Origin of the sequence: Streptomyces sp. 3MP-14, from assembly GCF_006334905.2 — a bacterium.
In the GTDB taxonomy this organism is placed as follows: Bacteria; Actinomycetota; Actinomycetes; order Streptomycetales; family Streptomycetaceae; genus Streptomyces; species Streptomyces triticirhizae.
Genome location: NZ_VDLZ02000006.1, coordinates 434,288 through 451,669, shown reverse-complemented (window position 1 = coordinate 451,669; position 17,382 = coordinate 434,288). Strand labels below are relative to the sequence as shown.

Sequence of the window (17,382 nt, the reverse complement as noted above, 5' to 3'; positions counted from 1 at the left end):
GCGACCGGGCGGCGTCCGTTCAACGACCGGGCGGCGTACGTTCGTTGTCCGGTGCCACGTCGGGGACGGGCACCGGGCGGGAGCCCTCGGCGAGGGAGACCGCGCCGGCGACGCCGACCAGCGAGGCGGCGACCGCCGGCCGCACCGGCACCAGCGGCGGCCGCCCCTCCGCCACGGTCGCCCGCCAGCCCTCCAGCAGCAGCACCGTGGCCTCCCGTTCGCGTTCCACCACGGCGCCGTCGCGGACGAGCGGCGGCGGCACGCGTTCCTCCTCGTGCGCCCCGGCGCCGTCCGGGGTGGTCCACGCCTCCCGCCGGAACCGCACCGCCCAGGCCCGTTCGCCCGGCGCCCGCACCGACTCGGCGAGCGCCCGGGTGCCGCGCAGCGACAGCGCGCTCCAGTGACTCTCCGGCTCGCCCTGGAGAAAGCAGAACCGGGAGACGGCCAGCGCGCCCGTGGACAGCCGAACGACCAGCACCACGGCGGTGCTCCGGTCGCCCTCGTCGACGGGGAACGCCGAGACCTCCACCGGCCAGGCGCCGGTGAGCGCCAGGATCGGCGAGAGGGTGTGGGTGCAGTAGGCGGTCGGCCCGATCCGGCCACGCCAGTGGCGCGGGTCCCCGGTCAGCTCGGCCAGCGCCGCCGGCGAGAGGCCGTGCAGGTAGTCGGCCTCGACCAGTTGGAGACGCCCCAACTCGCCGGCCTCGACGGCCGCCCGCAGCAGCCGGGTCTGGGGCAGCAACACGTAGTTCTCGGCGAAGGAGTAGCTCGCCCGCGAGGACTCGGCCGCCGCGATCAGCGCCCGACCCTCCGCCTCGTCCACGCAGGCGGCGGTCTCGGAGAGCACGGCGATGTCACGTGCCAGGAAGGCGGTGGCCAGCGGGGCGTGGGCGTCGAAGTCGTTGGCCAGCACGACCCCGTCGAGGCCGGCGTCGAGCAGCGCGGTCCAGTCGTCCGTGCCGGTGGCGCCCGGCAGTTGGGCCAGCGCGGCGGCCAGCCGAGCCGGGTCGCGGTCGCAGACCGCCGCCACCTCGATGCCCAACCGCCGGCAGCCGTCCGCCAGCCGCAGCCCCATGCCCAGTCCCACCACTCCCACGCGCATGGGCGCAAGCCCACCGCCTCCGGGCGCCGCGCGCAACGCGATTCCCGCCCGCCCGGGGTGCCGGCCGTGCGACGATCCAGGCGCCCACGCGTTCTCGCGACCCGCCGCCGAAGGAGAGTGCCGCCATGCCGAAGGCCGTCACCCTGATCCGTTCCGCCTCGCTCTCCGACGTGGCCGAGTACGCCTACGCCGCCACCGCGCCGGCCGAGGCGCGGCTGATCTTCCTCGCCGGCGCCTGCCCGTTGAACGCCGACGGCACGACCGCCGCCGTCGGCGACCCGGCGGGACAGGCCGCCGTCGCGGTGGCCAACCTGCGCACGGCGCTGGCCGACGCCGGTGCGACGTTGACCGATGTGATCAGCACCCGGGTGCTGGTCGCCAGCGCGGACCAGGCCGATCTGGTGGCGGCCTGGGAGGTGGTGCGAGACGCGTTCGGCGAACACGACGTGCCCAGCACGCTGTTCGGGGTCACCGTGCTCGGCTACGACGACCAGCTGGTCGAGATCGAGGCGGTCGCCGCCGTACTCGACGCCGACTGAGCCCCGAGCCGCCCCGGCCGGGCAGGGTGCGCCCGGCCCCCGAACGCCGGGCGTCACCGTCCGTGACCGTTGCCAGGCTCCGGCCGGTGCGTCTACGCTGCCCGGACTCCTCTCGCCCAGGTTCTCCCTGAACCCCAGACCCGGCCACCGCGCCGCCCGCGCCCACCCAGCCCTCGCCCGACCGCCCCGGGGAGATCCATGCCCGTCGCCACCGCCTCCCAACTCACCCTGCGTGACATCACCAAGCGCTACGACGCCAAGACGGTGCTGCACCGGGTCACCCTCGCCGTCAGCCCGGGCGAGAAGGTGGGGGTGATCGGCGACAACGGCTCGGGAAAGTCCACGCTGCTGCGGCTGATCGCCGGCTTCGAGCGGCCCGACCAGGGCGAGTTGACGGTCTCCGCGCCCGGCGGCCTCGGCTATCTGCCGCAGACGCTGGCGCTGCCGCCCCAGGCGAGCGTCGCCGAGGCCATCGACGAGGCGCTGGCCGACCTGCGCCAGCTGGAGGAGCGCATCCGCCGCGCGGAGGCCGCGCTGGCCGGGCCCGAGGGGCCCGAGTTGGACGCGGCCATGGCCAACTACGCGACGCTGGTGGAACGTTACGAGGCCCGCGACGGCTACCAGGCGGAGGCGAAGGTCGACATCGCGCTGCACGCCCTCGGCCTCCCCGAGCTGGCGCGGGACCGGCGGATCGGCACGCTGTCGGGCGGGGAGCGCTCCCGGCTGGCGCTGGCCGCCACCCTCGCCGCCAGCCCCGAGCTGCTGCTGCTGGACGAGCCGACCAACGACCTCGACGACCAGGCCGTCGGCTGGCTGGAGGACCAACTCCGGGCGCACCGGGGCACGGTGGTCGCCGTCACCCACGACCGGGTGTTCCTGGAGCGGCTGACCACCACCGTGCTGGAGATCGAGGCCGGCGCCGTCACCCGGCACGGCGACGGCTACGCCGGGTATCTGCGCGCCAAGGCCGCCGAGCGGCGCCGCCGGCTCCAGCAGTACGAGGACTGGCTCGCCGAGCTGGAGCGCAACGAGCGGATCGCCGAGTCCAACGTCGACCGGCTGGACGCCATCCCCCGCAAGAACCCGATGGCGGCGTTCGGCCACGGCGCCTTCCGCCAGCGCGGCCGCGAGCACGGCGCGGCCAGCCGCATCCGCAACGCGCGCGAGCGGGTGGAACGGCTCACCGCCGATCCCGTCGCTCCGCCGCCCGAGCCGTTGACGTTCACCGGGCGGATCGAGGAGGCCGGCGAGGTGGCCGAGGGGCCGGCGGTCGAGCTGCGCGGCGTGGAGGTCGCCGGCCGGCTCTCCGTTCCCTCGCTGCGGCTCGGGCACGACGAGCGGGTGTTGATCACCGGGCCCAACGGCGCCGGGAAGTCGACGCTGCTGCGGGTGATCGCCGGGGAGTTGACCCCGGACGCGGGCACCGTCGCCGTGCCGGGCCGCGTCGGGCATCTGCGGCAGCGCGAGACGCCGTGGCCGGAGCGGTACAGCGTGCTGCGGGCCTTCGCCCACGGGCGGGGCGGGCCGGGCGACCTGGACGAGCACATCGAAACGCTGCTCTCGCTCGGCCTGTTCGAGGTGTCCGAACTGGGGCTGCGGATCGGCGAGCTGTCCTACGGCCAGCGCCGGCGCATCGAGCTGGCGCGGCTGGTCACCGAGCCGGTCGACGTGCTGCTGTTGGACGAGCCGACCAACCACCTGTCGCCGGCGCTGGTCGAGGGCCTGGAGGAGGCGCTCGCCGACTACCACGGCACGCTGGTCGTGGTCACCCACGACCGCCGCCTCCGCGCCCGCTTCACCGGCCGCCAGCTGTCCCTGCGGAACGGGCGGTTCGAGACCCCGGACGCCGCCTGAGGTCTCGGCGCCGGGCCACTTCCCCGTTCGTAAGCAATCACTTACACTCACTCCATGTCAGCGCTCGACGTTCTCGCCGACCCGACGCGGCGGCGCATCGTGGAACTGCTGGCCGGCGGGGAGTTGAACGCGACGACCATCGCCGGCCGCTTCGCCAGCAGCCGGCCGGCGATCTCCCAGCACCTCGGGGTGCTGGTCGACGGCGGCGTGCTCACGGTGCGCCGTGTCGGCACCCAGCGGCTCTACCGGATCGACCCCGCCTCGCTGGCCGAGGCCAGCGACTGGCTCTCGGCGCAGGCGCACCGCTGGGAACGCGTGCTCGACGCGCTGGAGTCCGCACTCGACGAGGGAACGGGTTGACCATGACGGCGACAAACGACCGACCGCCCGCCGGGGCCGGCCTGCTGGGGCTGGACGAACGCGGGGTCTTCGGCATCCGCTTCGACCGGCCGCTGCGCCACTCGCCCACCGACGTCTGGAGGGCGCTCACCGACCCTGACCGACTGACGTTCTGGCTGCCGGGCTGCCTGATCGAGCCATGGGTGGGCGGGCAGGTCCGCTTCGACTTCGGCGAGGAGGGCACGGCGACCGGCGCGGTCCGTTCGCTGCACGCCCCCGAAACGCCCCGGGACGCCGGCGCGTTGGAGCACACCTGGCGGTGGGACGGGCTGCCGGAGTCCGTGGTCGAGTGGCGCCTCACGCCGACCCCGCAGGGCACCCGGCTGCTGCTCACCCACCGCGAGGCGCCACGGGACGCGGCGGGCGACTTCGCCCTGGGCTGGCACCTGATCCTCGACGTGCTCGCCCGCCATCTCGACGGCGCGTCGTCGGACGAGGTCTGGGCCGGGGCCGAGTCCTTGGCCGCCCACTACGTGACGGGCTGACGGGCCGGGTCACGGTCCCCTCGGCGGCGCCGGGCTCCCTTGGCGGTGCCGGCTCCCTAGGCGGCACCGGCTCCCTTGGCGGTTCCGGGCGTTGCCGTCCCGGCGACGCTGCTGGTCAGCGCGGAGCCGGGCGCCCTCAGCCGCCGGGGCAGGTGTGCCCCTGACGCTGATGGCCGAGGCCATCGCCGCGAGGCATGGCGCCCCCGCCGAGGTCACCACCGTCACCCTCCCCTCGGGCGAGGCGGTGCGCTGCCGCCGGCGGGGCGTGCCCGAGGACGCGCCGGAGTGGGGCCAGCCGCCCGAACGCCCCGGCACGATCGTGGACTTCACCCTTCCCGTGCCGGGCAGCGGCGGCTGGCCGGTGCTGACCTTCAGCACCCCGATCCCGGAGCTGGCGGACCCGCTGACCGAGATGTTCGACGCCATCGCCCGCTCACTGCGCTGGTCCGGGGACAAGGAGCGGGCCGGTGTCTGACCTCAGGGTGACCGTGGACGACGTGCGGGAGCTGGGTGAACGCCTCCGCTTCATCGCGGCCGAGTTCGACGACTCCCAGTCCATCGCCGACGACTACGCGGAGCAGATGGGACACGACGACCTCCGCCACGAGGTGGAGCAGTTCGCGGCGAACCGGAAGCACCAGAGGCGGAAGCTGATGCGGAGCCTCCAGGAGTTCGCCGAGGTCGCGGCGTCTTCGTCCCCGGCGTCGGCGCCGCCCTCGGAGCCGACGCCCTGATCGCGACGGCGGTGTCCCTGGCGGCTGGGGAGCGGCGGGCATGTGTTCAACGGGCTGGGCGCCGACATCGTGGGTTCTCTCCGGGCACCGTTCGCCTCGCTCGGCGGCTCCCTCGGGTTTCCGGGCCTGCGCGGCACGCTCGGTGCCACCTCCATCGACGATGGGAGCAGGGCCCTCAGGGGCGCGGCGGTCCGGGATCAGCGGGTCGAGCGAACTCGTGGACGTCCTCCGCCGACCCGGGCCCGCCGCCGTCGGACCACCCGACGTGACAGAAATCGAACTGCCCCTCGGACCCGCGTGCGGGGTGCACGGCGCCCTGCGCAACCTGTCCGAGACGCCGGGCCAGGAGCTGATCACCGGGCACCTCGACTACTTCGTCTGTCCGCCCCCACATCCGAGGTGTGTGGTGCGGCTCTCGATCACCTGGGCAAGCCCGGCCGTTGCCCTCGGCATTCACCGACTGGCCGAGGCCCTGGTGCACAGCCTCACCGCAGAGCCCCTTCCCACCGGGAGCACATCACGATGACTCTCCCCGTCCCCGTCCCCGTCCCCGTCCTCACCTCGCCCGGCGGCGAGTGGGCGCCCCTGGACGTCCACGACGAGGAACCCCCCAAGCAGGTCGCCCAACGCGTCGCCCAACGCCGTGGACTGCGCGACCGGCCTACGCCCGGGCGCTCCACCCCGAACTCGTCGATGCCTGGGGCACCTTGCGGGACTCCACCGTCGGCCCCCGTGCCGTCTGGCTCTCCCGCGAACGGCCACAGCAGATGGCGGACTTCCCCATGGTCTACACCGAGTGGCATCCCTTCACGGAGGGCTTCACCACGCTCGACGGACTCGTCGAGGAGTACACCCAGCCACGCAAGGGCGTGATCGGCGACCGCCCCACCGCCAGCAGGGCCACGCTCCCGGCCGGCGAAGCCGCCCGCATCTACTACCAGATGGTCTACCTCAACCGCCATCCCGAGCGAACCATGATCGAACACGCCGACCAGATCGCCGCCACCCTCCGCTGGGAGCAACCCACCGCACAGCATTCGCACGGCTGGGTCGCCGAGCCGTGAACCGTGTGCCCGGACCGTTGCGACGGGCCTCGTGACGCGTACCCGAACGGCACCCGCCGGCGGGGACGCGAGCCGCTCTCCCGCCGGCGGACCGACGCCGGACAACGGCCGCGCACCCGCCGTCAGTTGACCGAAAACGTTCGCCTCCGGAGCACCCAACGCCTACGTTCGGTCAACGTTCGCGCGAAGACATAAGCCGTTCGTCCAACGACCCGCCGCATACCCGCCGCAGGCCGCCCGAAGACGCCCCCACCCCCGCCCAAACCGACTACCGAACCGCCTACCAAACCGTGGCGATCACAATGTTCGTGACGGTCAACAACCCAATCGCCCCCATGATCGCGGTCGACACCTTCTGCCCCCGATTGATGTAGACCAGCACGAGGATGGCGATCAGCACCGCCATCTTGATCCCGATCTTGGTGTTGTTGACCTCCTGGTCGTCCGCCTGGTTGAGGCCGACCAGGGCGACGCCGGTCACCAGCATGGTGAGCGCACCGTGCAGCATCCCCGGCGTCACGGTGGCGTCGCCCGCCCGCAGGGCCTTCAACTGCGCCAGCACACCCCCGAGAAGCGCCGCGATTCCGATGATGTGCAGCGCGAGGACCAGATCAATGGTTACTCCCATGCCGCCGGAGTCTAGTGACGGCAACTCCGGGCGATACCGGTGGGTCACGGGGGGTTGACGAGTTCCTGCCATTCGTTCGACGATGCCGTGGGAGCTTTTGGGAGCGCTCCCACACGCGCAACGCCCGAACCGTACGCCGACAGAACAGCGCACCACCACAGCACCACCGCACGCACACCCCCCATCCGTTCCGTCGAAGGATCGAGCCGTGACCCAACATCCTTCCCACCCGCCCCAAGGGCACCGTCGCGCCAGAAGGGGCAAGCGCCTGCTGGGCGTTGCCCTCGGCGCCGGCCTCATAGCCGGCGCGATCACCCTGCCCAACGCGGGCGCCGCCGACGGTCCCGAGCTGATCGTCAACGGTGACTTCGCCGACGGCACCACCGACCCCTGGTGGTGGACCGCCGACAACCCGGGCGAGGTCGTGGACGGCCAGCTCTGCGCCGACATCCCCGGTGGCACCGCCAACCCGTGGGACGCGATCATCGGCCAGAACGACCTGGCGCTGACCGCCGGCGAGTCCTACGAGCTGTCCTACACCGCCACCGCCACGGCCGCCGCGTCCAGCCGCACCGCCGTGCAGCAGGCCGAGGAGCCATACGACACCGAGCTGACGACCGTGGACCAGATCGGCACGGAGCCGACGACGTTCACCCACGTCTTCACCGCCGGCACCGACAACGACGCCGCGCAGCTGGTGTTCCAGGTCGGCGGCAAGGCCGACCCGTTCACCCTCTGCCTGGACGACATCTCGCTGACCGGCGGCGCCGAGCCCCCGGTCTACGAGCCCGACACCGGCTCCCCGGTCCGCGTCAACCAGGTCGGCTACCTGACCGAGGGCCCCAAGCAGGGCACCTTCGTCACCGAGAGCACCGACGCCCAGACCTGGACCCTCAACGACGCCTCCGGCGCCGAGGTCGCGACGGGCGAGACCACCCCGCTGGGCGTGGACCCGTCCTCCGAACAGAACGTGCAGGGCTTCGACTTCAGCGAGGTCACCACGCCGGGCGACGGCTACACGGTGACCATCGGCGAGGAGACCAGCGAGCCGTTCGCCATCGGCGACGACCTCTACTCCACGCTGCGCTCCGACGCGCTGGCGTACTTCTACCACAACCGCAGCGGCATCGAGATCGACGCCGAGCTGGTGGGCGAGGAGTACGCGCGCCCGGCCGGCCATGTCAACGTGGCGCCCAACCAGGGCGACGACGGCGTGACCTGTTGGAACGACGAGTGCGACTACACCCTGGACGCGGCCGGCGGCTGGTATGACGCGGGCGACCACGGCAAGTACGTGGTCAACGGCGGCATCTCGGTGGCCCAGCTGCTCTCCTCCTACGAGCGCACCCTGACCACCGAGGGCGCGAACGGCGAGCCGCTGGGCGACGGCGCGCTGGCCGTTCCCGAGCAGGGCAACGGCGTGCCGGACATCCTCGACGAGGCGCGCTGGCAGCTGGACTTCCTGCTCTCCATGCGGGTGCCGGAGGGCGAGGAGCTGGCCGGCATGGCGCACCACAAGCTGCACGACGCCGCGTGGACCGCGCTGCCGACGCTGCCGCACGAGGACGCCCAGCCGCGTGAGCTGCACCCGGTCTCGACGGCCGCGACGCTGAACGTCGCGGCGGCCGCCGCCCAGGGTGCGCGGCTCTTCGCCGAGTACGACCCGGAGTTCGCCGACGAGCTGCTGGCGGCGGCCGAGTCGTCCTACGCGGCGGCCGTGGCCAACCCGGACCTGCTGGCCGACCCCAACGACGGCATCGGCGGCGGCGCCTACAGCGACGCCAAGCTGACCGACGAGTTCTACTGGGCGGCGGCCGAGCTGTTCGTGACCACCGGCGATGACACCTACAAGGAGGCCGTGCTCGGCTCCGAGCTGCACGGTGACGCCGAGGGCGTCTTCCCGCCCGGCGGGTTCTCGTGGGGCGAGACCGCCGCGCTCGGCGGGCTCTCGCTGGCCACGGTGCCGAACGCGCTGAGCGAGACGGAGCTGGCCGAGGTGCGGGCGACGGTGGCCGAGGCCGCCGACGGCCTGGTCGAGCTGGCCGGCGGCGAGGCGTACGGCGTGCCGCTGGGCGTGGACGGCTATGTCTGGGGCTCCAACTCCCAGGTGCTGAACAACATGGTGGTGCTGGCCACCGCCCACGACCTGACGGGCGAGACCGCCTACCGGGACGCGGTGCTGACCGGCCTGGACTACCTGCTGGGCCGCAACCCGCTGAACCTGTCCTATGTGACGGGCTACGGCGAGCGTGACGCTCACAACCAGCACCACCGGTTCTGGGCCAACCAGCTGGACCCGAGCCTGCCCAACCCGGCGGCCGGTTCGGTGGCCGGTGGCCCGAACAGCGCGCTCCAGGACCCGGTGGCCGAGGACCTGCTCCAGGGCTGCGCCCCGGCGATGTGCTACATCGACGACATCGAGTCCTACTCGACCAACGAGATCACCATCAACTGGAACGCCCCGTTGGCCTGGATCGCCTCCTACGCCGACGACCTCGGTGGCGGCGCCGCCGAGTGACCGCGTGAGCGTCGGGTGACCGACGCCCGAGCGAGCGACGGCCGCGCCCCCGGTCGGAGTCCATGGGTCCCCCAGGTCCCGTGGGTCTCCGGCCGGGGGCGCGCTGCGTTGGGCATCGCCCGCCACCGCGTTCGCACGCCGGCGGCGCTTTACGGACACGGCCTAGGCTGGGGGTCATGCCGGTCTCCCGTTCTCGCAAGCCGAAGTCGAACCGCGCCCCAGGGCCGGGCCGCAAGCCCGCCTCGGGCGGTCGGTCCCCGGGCCGCCGCCCCGCCGGGGCCGGCGATGGCGGGCGCTCGCGGCGGCTGGTCTTCGGGGTCGTGGCCGTCGTGGTGGTGCTGTTCCTGCTGCTGGGCTCGGTCGCCGCGCTGCTGGTCGGGGGCGGCGACGAGGCGTCGGACGGTGCGGGCGGCGAGGAGAGCGTGGTGCCGCTGCCGGACGGGCATCCGGCGCTGGAGCTGGCCCGCAGGGACGCGGACGACCCGCTGGCGATCGGGGACGTGGACGCGCCGGTGGTGGTGATCGAGTACGCGGACTTCCAGTGCGCGTTCTGCGGCACGCACGCCAGGGGCGTGCACGAGCGGCTCGTCGAGGAGTATGTGGCGACGGGCGTGGTGCGGATCGAGTTCCGCAACTTCCCGATCAACGGGCCGGAGTCCGACGCCGCCGCCCGCGCGGCCTGGGCGGCGGGCCGGCAGGGGCGGTTCGAGGAGTTCTATCTGGCCGCGTTCGCCGAGGAGTTCCACCTGGACAGCGGGCGGTTCTCGGAGGAGGGGCTGCGGGAGCTGGCCGAGGAGGCCGGGGTGCCGGACGTCGAGCTGATGCTGACGGAGATGGAACTGCCGGAGGCCGGCGAGGCGGTGGGCGCCGACGCCGAGGAGGCGATGGAGCTGGGGATCGTCACGCCGCCTTCGTTCCTGGTCAACGGGCATCCGGTGCAGGGCGCGCGGCCGTTCGCCGAGTTCGCCGAGCTGATCGAGCCGCTGGCCGAGGCGGCCGGGGAGTCCTGAGCCGGCCCCGCGCGCCGGGCCCGGCCCCCCGCGCGCGGCGCGCGCAACGGCGCCGGAACGAACACGCTGAGTCCTAAATGGCGAACGAACGGTAGTCGTTACCGATCGTTTCGATCAACTGCCGTCAGCTGTGGGCGTTTGCCGCCAATGCCGGTCAGACGGCGGTTGGGGCCCTCGGGCGGGTCTAGCGTCCTGCCTCATGGCCGAGCATCGCAGGCGCCGCTGGCGGCGTCCCACCTACCGAAAACCCTGGTCGTCGAGCCGCCGTCCCGCGCTGCGGGTCGCCGCCGGCATCACCCTGGCCGGCGCCGCCACCGCCGGCGCGCTGGACACCCCGGCCCTGGCCGAGCCCGAGCCCACCCTCGCCGAGGTCGAGGAGCGGGTGGACGCGCTGCACCACGAGGCCGAGCAGGCCACCGAGGCGTACAACGAGGCCACCGAGCGCGCCGAGGAGGCCGAGGAGGAGCTGGCCGAGCTGTCCGACCGCGCGGCCCGGCGCACCGCCGAGCTGAACGAGGCACGGGACGCGCTCGGCGCCCACGCCAGCGCCAGCTACCGCAGCGGCGGGATGCCCGCCGGGCTCGCGCTGGCGCTGTCCAGCGACCCGGACGACTTCCTGCGCCGCGCCGACGTGGCCAGCCGCACCGGCGACCGGCAGGCGCAGCAGGTGCGGGAGATCTCCGAGAAGCTGCGCGAGATCGACCAGTTGCGGGACGAGGCGGACGAGCGGGCCGAGACCGTCGAGGAGGCCAGGCGGGACGCCGAAGAGCAGCGCGAGGTGGTCGAGGAGAAGCTGGCGGAGGCCGAGGAGCTGCTGGCCACCCGCACCGCCGAGGAGCGGGAACGGGTCCTCGCCGAGGAGGGGCACGGCGCGGCGCCGGCCCGCGCCGGCCGGGACGAGGCGCGGCCGGCGGGTGCGGCCGAGGCGCCCACGGCGCGGGCGGCCACCGCCGTCGGCTTCGCCCTGGCCCAGTTGGGCAAGCCCTACGGCTGGGGCGCCACCGGGCCCGACGCCTTCGACTGCTCGGGCCTGACCCTGGCCTCCTGGGGCGCGGCCGGGGTGTCGCTGCCGCGCACCAGCTACGCCCAGGCCACGGCCGGGCCGCGCGTCACCCGTTCCCAACTCGCCCCCGGCGACCTGGTGTTCTACTACCCGGACAACAGCCATGTGGCGCTCTACATCGGCAACGGGCAGATCGTGCACGCGGCCAGGTCGGGAACGCCGGTGCGGCTGGCGGACGTTGACTCGATGCCCTTCAACGGTGCGACCCGGCCCGCCTGACGGCGCGCGGGTAGGGCAGAATCCGTAGGGCCCGGGACATCGAGGCGCGTCGCCCCCGGCGGCGACGCGGGCGTCGGCCGCCGCGCCGCGCTCCCCGGGCCCGGGGACGCCCCGGAGCCGGACCGGAGACCGAGAGGCGGGGCTCCGTTCCGAAAGAGGGTCCGGGGAATCTCGCGACAAGGGGAGAGCAGCGTGGCCGACGAGCCGTCCAGCGAAGCCGCGCCGAGCGCGCCGGACGCCGAGCGCTCGGCCCCGCCGAGGCCGCCGAGGCCACGGGAGCGGCCTTCCGTGCCGCCCCAGCCGGGCGCCTCGCCCACCACGCCGCCGGCCGCACCGGAAGGGCCGGCTGCGGCGGGCCCGCCGGCACCCCCGGAGCCGGCCGCGGCCCCGGCGCCCGAGCCCTCGGCGTCCGAGCCGCCGGCCCACGGCGCCGACTGCGCCTGCGGCGGCTGCCCCGCGTCGGCCGCCGCCGCGCTGCGCCGCGCCGAGGAGGCGCTGGCCGCGCTGCGCGACCGGCTGGCCGCCGGCGACGGCATACCGCAGGGCCTGGCCCACTCCCCCGAGGCGTCCCGGCAGTGGATCTCCGACGAACTGACCGAGGCGGCCAGGGAGGTGGCGGCCAGGGCCGCGGAGCACGGCAGGTTCCGGCTGGCGACGCTGGCCGACCGGGCGCTGTTGGCGATGTGGGCGCTGGTCGGGGCGCTGCTGCTGGGCCAGTTGGCCACCGCGCTGCTCGGCGACCAGGGGTGGACGCTGGCCAGGACCACGGCGCTGCTGTCGGCCGCGACGGTCGCCGGGCTGCTGACACCGGTCGGCCGGGCGCACCGGGAGCGGGGCGGGCTGCTGGCCCCGCTGGTCGGCGAGGACAACCGGCTCTCCACCTCCCGCGCGGTGGCCGCCGGCTGGCTGCTGCTGTCCGGCGTCACCGTGCTGATGCTGGCGTTCACCCTCGCGGGTCTCGGCGACGGCGGTGAACGGGCGGCGCTGCTCGACGGGTTGGAACCGGCGCGCGCCGGCGGGCTGTTGACGGCGGTCGCGCTGGCCTGCGCGGTGACGGTCTGGGTGCGGCACACGGTGGCGACCCGGGTGCGGGGCTTCCGGATGCAGAAGGTGCGGGCCGACGTGCCGCGCCCCGCCGACCTGTTGACCGACGACGGCGGCCGGGGCAGCTTCCCCGATGTGCAGTACCTGCTGGTGAACGCGGCGGCGCTGGCGCTGGTCGGGGTGCGGCTGGCGCGCGGGCCGAGGGAGCTGCCGGACCTGCCGTGGGGCGTCGTGCTGCTGCTGGGCGTCTCGGCGTTGACGTATCTGGCGGCCAAGTACACCGAGGGCGCCCGGCCGGTGATCCAGTCGGTGGTGCGGGTGCGCGAGCCCGGCACGGTGGTGGCGCCGATCCGGCAGGGCGACGAACTGGAGATCAGGGGCTCGGGTTTCGTGCCGGCGGGCGCCGGCTCGGCCGGGCGGCTGGCCGAGACGGTGGTGCGGATCGGCGGCCTGACGGTCCCGGTGCCGCTGGTGCCCGCGCGCGGCGGCTTCGACAACCCGCACGACGACCGGCTGGTGGTGCGCGTGCCGGCCGAGGTGGAGCCGGGGCGGGTCGAGGTGCAGGTGATCACGGCGGCCGGCACGGAGTCTGGCCGCTACCGCGTCACGGTGGCAGACTGACCGGTCCCTTCAAGCCGCGACGAAAGGGCGTTGGCCCATGTCGGTGACGGACCCGCTGGGCGGTCATCCACCGGTGACCGGGGGGCCGGGTGGCGCCCGGGAGACCGCCGCGCGGTGGGCGATGCTGCCGCTGCGCCTCTTCCTGGGGTTCACCTTCCTCTACGCCGGGATCGACAAGTATGTGGACGGTGGACCGTTCAGCTCCGTGATGAACACGGACACCATGGAGGGGATGCTCCTGGCGTCCCGGGACGACGCGGCCGTGCCCTGGCTGGTCGATCGGGCGCTGGACGCGCCGGAGTTGACGGGTCACGGGGTGGCGGTCGCCGAGATCGTGCTGGGCGCGGCGGTCCTGCTGGGGCTGCGCACCCGCTGGGCGGCGGGGCTGGGCACGCTGCTGGCGCTGTCGTTCTGGCTGACGGTCACCTGGTCGACGGACCCGTACTACTTCGGCGCCGACCTGCCGCTGCTGTTCGGCTTCGTCACGCTGGCGCTGGCCGGCGGCGGCCCCTACACCCTGGACGGGCTGCTGGGCTCCCGGCCGTGGTTCCTGCCACACCGCAACGACCGCATCTTCCGCTGAGGGGTGAACGGGGTGGGTGCGGGTGGTGTGTTGGGTGCGGGGTTTGTCTGCGGGCCGGTGGCCGGTGCGGGGCAGCCCGACTGGCCGTCGTCCCTCGACGAGACGCGCCCACAGGGGTGGAGGCTCTGGCGCGGGCTACTACGCCGGGCCTAGATGGCACACGACCGGCCGAGTGCGGGCGTAACGAATACCGGCAGGAGGCTGGCTGGGAAGGGGGGCGCGGCTTCCGGGAGGTGGAGTTCGTTGCCGCCAGGGGTGGTCGGGAATGGCGACCGTGCCCTCCGGGCGCAGGGACCGCGGCTTGTTCGAGGGTCGGTTGGTGGGTGGGGGCGTGCGTGGCGCGCACCGGCTTCGCCGGCCTGCCCCGGCATGTCGCCCGTCTCGGACGTGACCGATCGTCGGACGACTGAAAGGGGACAACTCCCGCCGCTCCACTCCACCGGCAGGACGGGGCGCCGGTCAACGACCACGCTGCCGCGCGAACATCGCCTGCCGGTTGGGTAGTCCGCACCTTGTCGACTTCCGGGCAGGGGGGGTGGGGGGCCTCTTTCAATAGGTGCCCGTCTAGAGTTGAACGATCTGTTCACTTCCAAACGGGCACCTATAAAAAAGGTCCCCCCACCCCCGCGCGCCCGCCCTCGGAAGTCGACGGCGCGCGGACTACCAAGACAGCAGACTATGTTCGCGCGGCAGCGTGGTCATTGACCGAACACCCCACCCACCCACCCCTCAACGACCAACCGGCACCGTCCCCGTGAGACGCCCGACGATCGGTCACGTCCGAGACGGGCGACATGCCGGGGCAGGCCGGCGAAGCCGGTGCGCGCCACGCACGCCCCCAGCCGCCGGCCGGCCCTCGAACTCGGCGCGGTCCCTGCGCCCGGAGGGCACGCACCGCCAGAGCTGACCCCCGCTCGGCAACGAACCCCACCTCCCGGAAGCCGCGCCCCCCCTTCCCAGCCAGCCCCTTGCCGGCATTCGTTACGCCCGCACCCGGCCGGTCGTGCGCCATGTAGGCCAGGCGTCGTAGCCCGCGCCAGAGCCCCAACCCCTCACAGCGAGTCTCGTCGAGGGACGGCGACCAGTCGGGCTGCCCCGCACCGGCCACCGGCCCGCAGACAAACCCCGCACCCACCCACGCACCTCCCAGGTCAGAACACCTAGCCGGCCAGCGCGCGCCCCGTCGGGGTGTTCGGGTCGGTGTGGTCGGCGACCGGCCCCTCGTAGAGCACGGTGCCACCGTGGCGTCCCGGCCCGGGCCCGAGGTCGATCAGCCAGTCGGCCTGCCGGATCACCTCCAGGTGGTGCTCGATGACGACGACGGTGTGGCCGCGTTCCACCAGCGCGTCGAGGACCCGCAGCAGGGTCGCCACATCGCTCAGGTGCAGCCCGGTGGTCGGCTCGTCGAGGAGGTAGACGCCGGGTTCCTCGGCGTGCCGCAACTCCCGGGCGATCTTGACGCGTTGGCACTCGCCGCCGGAGAGCGTGGCCAGCGACTGGCCGAGCCGCAGATAGCCGAGCCCGACCTCGTTCAGCGCGCGCAGCCCGGCGGCGATCCGCCGGTCAGGGAGGCGTTCGACGGCGTCGGCGACGGTGAGGTCGTCCACGTCGGCGATGGTCAGCCCGTCGACGGTGTGGGCCAGCGCCTCGGGCGTGAAGCGCCGCCCCCGGCAGGTCTCGCAGACCAGCTCGCGACGCTCCATGAACGCGAGGTCCGCGTGGACGACGCCCAGCCCCTGGCAGTCGGGGCAGCCCCCGGCCGAGTTGGCGCTGAACAGCGCGGCCGGCGCCCCGGTGTGCCGGGCGAAGAGGGAACGGACGGCGCCCCCGATGCCGGTGTAGGTGACGGGCGTGGAACGGCGGTTGGTGCTCACCGGCCGCTGGTCCACGATCCGCGTCGGGTGCTGCTCGACGAGTTCGGCGGCCAGGCTGGACTTGCCGGAGCCGGCGACGCCGGTGAGCACGGTCAGCACGCCGGTCGGGAGGTCGACGGTGAGGTCGCGCAGGTTGTTGCGGGTGGCGTTCCGCACGGTGAGCGCGCCGGTGGCGGTGCGCGGCCGGGTCCTGGCCGGCGCGCGGCGGGCGATGGCGCGCGCGATGGCGCGGGCGGTGGGGGTGTCGGCCCGGGTCAACTCCCCGTAGCCGCCCTGGAAGACGAGCCGCCCGCCGTCGCGGCCGGCGCCCGGGCCGATCTCCACGATCTGGTCGGCGGCGGCCATCACGTCCGGGTCGTGCTCGACGACCAGCACGCTGTTCCCGGCGTCCCGCAGCCGCGCCAGCAGCCCGTTCATGGACGCGATGTCGGTGGGGTGCAGCCCCACGGTGGGCTCGTCAAGGACATAGAGCATCTCGGTGAGGCTGGAACCCAGGTGCTTGACGGTCTTCAGCCGCTGCGACTCCCCGCCGGAGAGCGTGGCGGTGCCGCGCGCCAGCGTGAGATAGCCCAGGCCGATGGCGTCCATCGCCTCCAGCCGCGCGACCAGCGCCGCCACGGCCGGCGCCACGGCGGGCGCGTCCACCGCCCGCACCACGGGGGCGAGTTCGGCGACCTCAAGGCGGGCCAGCTCGCCGATGGTGTGGCCCAGCACGGTGACCGCGCGGGACGCCGCGTTGAGGCGGTCGCCGCCGCAGTCGGGGCAGGTGGCGGTGCGGGTGAAGCGGCGGATCGTCTCCCGCTTGGCCTCCGACGGGTCGTCGGCGGTGTGCAGATAGATCCGCTCGAACCGTTCGACGACGCCCTCGTAGTCCCCCGGCGCGCCCCGCCCCAGCTCGGCCGCCGCCTCGCCCCCGTACAGCAGCGCCTCGCGCTCCCGTTCGCTCCACTCGCGCAGCGGGGTGTCCGCGTCGAAGGAGCCGATGTCGGCATACCGTTCGTACCAGTAGCCGCCGTGGCCGAAGCCCGGCAGCCGGATCGCGCCCTGCCGCAGCGACAGGTCGAGGTCGAGGAACCGGTCGACGGCGCTGACGATCCGCTCGCCCAGCCCGTCGCAGCCCGGGCACATGCCGGCCGGGTCGTTGAACGAGAAGTGGTTCGACTCGCCCACGTGCGGGCTGCCGACGCGCGAGTAGACCAGGCGCAGATAGCTCCAGGCGTCGGTGAACGTGCCCACCGTGGAGCGCGCGTTGCCGCCCACCCGGCGCTGGTCCACCACGATCACCGGGGAGAGGCCGGCGATGTGCTCGACGTCGGGCCGGGGCTGGGAGGGCAGCCGGTTGCGGGCGAACGGCGGGAACGTGTCGCGGAGTTGGTTGCCGGCCTCGGCCGCGATGGTGTCGAAGACCAGCGAGGACTTGCCGGAGCCCGAGACGCCGACCACGACGACCAGCCGGCCGCGCGGGATGTCGAGGTCGAGTCCGGCGAGGTTGTGGGTGCGGGCGCCCCTGAGGGTGATGGTGCGGTGGTCCATGGCCCGAACGGTAGGCGCGGATGCGGCCGGAACCTGGCCGCGTTCCGGCGCCACTCGCGGTTCCCGCGTCGGCCGGCCCGATCGGGCGCCGTTTCCGCGTAGGGCTGCGGCT

Annotated in this window: 16 protein-coding genes; 13 read left to right on the top strand and 3 right to left on the bottom strand. The window is 74.0% G+C overall.

Annotated elements, in window-relative coordinates:
- Nucleotides 1-19: 19 nt before the first annotated feature.
- A complete protein-coding gene (locus FH609_RS12925; RefSeq protein ID WP_139667060.1) occupies nt 20-1,102 on the bottom strand; it encodes a Gfo/Idh/MocA family protein in 1,083 nt (360 codons plus the stop codon).
- A 125-nt stretch (nt 1,103-1,227) separates the two neighbouring features.
- Between FH609_RS12925 and FH609_RS12920 the strand changes: the two genes are divergently transcribed.
- From FH609_RS12920 to FH609_RS12885, 8 genes are all read left to right on the top strand, one after another.
- Complete coding sequence (locus FH609_RS12920; protein WP_139667061.1) at nt 1,228-1,641, top strand: RidA family protein; 414 nt, start codon at nt 1,228-1,230, stop codon at nt 1,639-1,641.
- A gap of 198 nt (nt 1,642-1,839) precedes the next feature.
- The gene (locus FH609_RS12915; RefSeq protein ID WP_139667062.1) at nt 1,840-3,495 is read left to right on the top strand and encodes a TlrC/CarA/OleB/SrmB family ABC-F type ribosomal protection protein; all 1,656 of its coding nucleotides are present in this window, start codon (nt 1,840-1,842) and stop codon (nt 3,493-3,495) included.
- A 54-nt stretch (nt 3,496-3,549) separates the two neighbouring features.
- Complete coding sequence (locus tag FH609_RS12910; RefSeq protein WP_139667063.1) at nt 3,550-3,855, top strand: ArsR/SmtB family transcription factor; 306 nt, start codon at nt 3,550-3,552, stop codon at nt 3,853-3,855.
- 2 nt (nt 3,856-3,857) lie between these two features.
- Nucleotides 3,858-4,379 (top strand): SRPBCC domain-containing protein, encoded by a 522-nt coding sequence (locus FH609_RS12905; protein WP_139667064.1) that lies wholly within the window; start codon nt 3,858-3,860, stop codon nt 4,377-4,379.
- 169 nt (nt 4,380-4,548) lie between these two features.
- Nucleotides 4,549-4,854, top strand: a complete 306-nt coding sequence (locus FH609_RS12900; RefSeq protein ID WP_139707871.1) for a hypothetical protein — start codon at nt 4,549-4,551, stop codon at nt 4,852-4,854.
- Nucleotides 4,847-5,113 carry a hypothetical protein gene (locus FH609_RS12895; protein WP_139667066.1) on the top strand — a complete coding sequence of 89 codons (267 nt, stop codon included), beginning with the start codon at nt 4,847-4,849 and terminating at the stop codon, nt 5,111-5,113. Before FH609_RS12900 ends, FH609_RS12895 begins: the two co-directional genes overlap by 8 nt.
- Nucleotides 5,114-5,378: 265 nt before the next feature.
- Entirely contained in the window at nt 5,379-5,639 is a 261-nt protein-coding gene (locus tag FH609_RS12890; protein ID WP_139667067.1) for a hypothetical protein, read from the top strand.
- Nucleotides 5,640-5,820: 181 nt separating this feature from the next.
- Entirely contained in the window at nt 5,821-6,177 is a 357-nt protein-coding gene (locus FH609_RS12885) for a hypothetical protein (protein WP_139667068.1), read from the top strand.
- A 280-nt stretch (nt 6,178-6,457) separates the two neighbouring features.
- On the opposite strand, the gene FH609_RS12880 is transcribed toward FH609_RS12885, so the two are convergent.
- Entirely contained in the window at nt 6,458-6,805 is a 348-nt protein-coding gene (locus FH609_RS12880) for a hypothetical protein (RefSeq protein WP_139667069.1), read from the bottom strand.
- Between the two features lie 268 nt (nt 6,806-7,073).
- Between FH609_RS12880 and FH609_RS12875 the strand changes: the two genes are divergently transcribed.
- From FH609_RS12875 to FH609_RS12855, 5 genes are all read left to right on the top strand, one after another.
- On the top strand, nt 7,074-9,323 hold the full coding sequence (locus FH609_RS12875) for a glycoside hydrolase family 9 protein (protein ID WP_405378927.1): 2,250 nt from the start codon (nt 7,074-7,076) through the stop codon (nt 9,321-9,323).
- A gap of 176 nt (nt 9,324-9,499) precedes the next feature.
- Nucleotides 9,500-10,333: a DsbA family protein gene (locus FH609_RS12870; protein WP_139667071.1), complete on the top strand. Its 834-nt coding sequence runs from the start codon at nt 9,500-9,502 to the stop codon at nt 10,331-10,333.
- A gap of 199 nt (nt 10,334-10,532) precedes the next feature.
- Entirely contained in the window at nt 10,533-11,615 is a 1,083-nt protein-coding gene (locus FH609_RS12865; protein WP_139667072.1) for a C40 family peptidase, read from the top strand.
- A gap of 474 nt (nt 11,616-12,089) precedes the next feature.
- Nucleotides 12,090-13,280 (top strand): hypothetical protein, encoded by a 1,191-nt coding sequence (locus FH609_RS12860; RefSeq protein ID WP_405378924.1) that lies wholly within the window; start codon nt 12,090-12,092, stop codon nt 13,278-13,280.
- Nucleotides 13,281-13,317: 37 nt separating this feature from the next.
- Complete coding sequence (locus FH609_RS12855; RefSeq protein ID WP_139667073.1) at nt 13,318-13,863, top strand: DoxX family protein; 546 nt, start codon at nt 13,318-13,320, stop codon at nt 13,861-13,863.
- 1,160 nt (nt 13,864-15,023) lie between these two features.
- Here FH609_RS12855 and FH609_RS12850 read toward each other — a convergent pair.
- The gene (locus tag FH609_RS12850; RefSeq protein WP_139667074.1) at nt 15,024-17,270 is read right to left on the bottom strand and encodes an ATP-binding cassette domain-containing protein; all 2,247 of its coding nucleotides are present in this window, start codon (nt 17,268-17,270) and stop codon (nt 15,024-15,026) included.
- Nucleotides 17,271-17,382: the final 112 nt, after the last annotated feature.

Excerpts from the sequence above, each read along its gene's own strand:
- FH609_RS12925 (WP_139667060.1), bottom strand. The coding sequence starts at position 1,102 with ATGCGCGTGGGAGTGGTGGGACTGGGCATGGGGCTGCGGCTGGCGGAC.
- FH609_RS12920 (WP_139667061.1), top strand. The coding sequence starts at position 1,228 with ATGCCGAAGGCCGTCACCCTGATCCGTTCCGCCTCGCTCTCCGACGTG.
- FH609_RS12915 (WP_139667062.1), top strand. The coding sequence starts at position 1,840 with ATGCCCGTCGCCACCGCCTCCCAACTCACCCTGCGTGACATCACCAAG.
- FH609_RS12910 (WP_139667063.1), top strand. The coding sequence starts at position 3,550 with ATGTCAGCGCTCGACGTTCTCGCCGACCCGACGCGGCGGCGCATCGTG.
- FH609_RS12905 (WP_139667064.1), top strand. The coding sequence starts at position 3,858 with ATGACGGCGACAAACGACCGACCGCCCGCCGGGGCCGGCCTGCTGGGG.
- FH609_RS12900 (WP_139707871.1), top strand. The coding sequence starts at position 4,549 with ATGGCCGAGGCCATCGCCGCGAGGCATGGCGCCCCCGCCGAGGTCACC.
- FH609_RS12880 (WP_139667069.1), bottom strand. The coding sequence starts at position 6,805 with ATGGGAGTAACCATTGATCTGGTCCTCGCGCTGCACATCATCGGAATC.
- FH609_RS12870 (WP_139667071.1), top strand. The coding sequence starts at position 9,500 with ATGCCGGTCTCCCGTTCTCGCAAGCCGAAGTCGAACCGCGCCCCAGGG.
- FH609_RS12865 (WP_139667072.1), top strand. The coding sequence starts at position 10,533 with ATGGCCGAGCATCGCAGGCGCCGCTGGCGGCGTCCCACCTACCGAAAA.
- FH609_RS12855 (WP_139667073.1), top strand. The coding sequence starts at position 13,318 with ATGTCGGTGACGGACCCGCTGGGCGGTCATCCACCGGTGACCGGGGGG.
- FH609_RS12850 (WP_139667074.1), bottom strand. The coding sequence starts at position 17,270 with ATGGACCACCGCACCATCACCCTCAGGGGCGCCCGCACCCACAACCTC.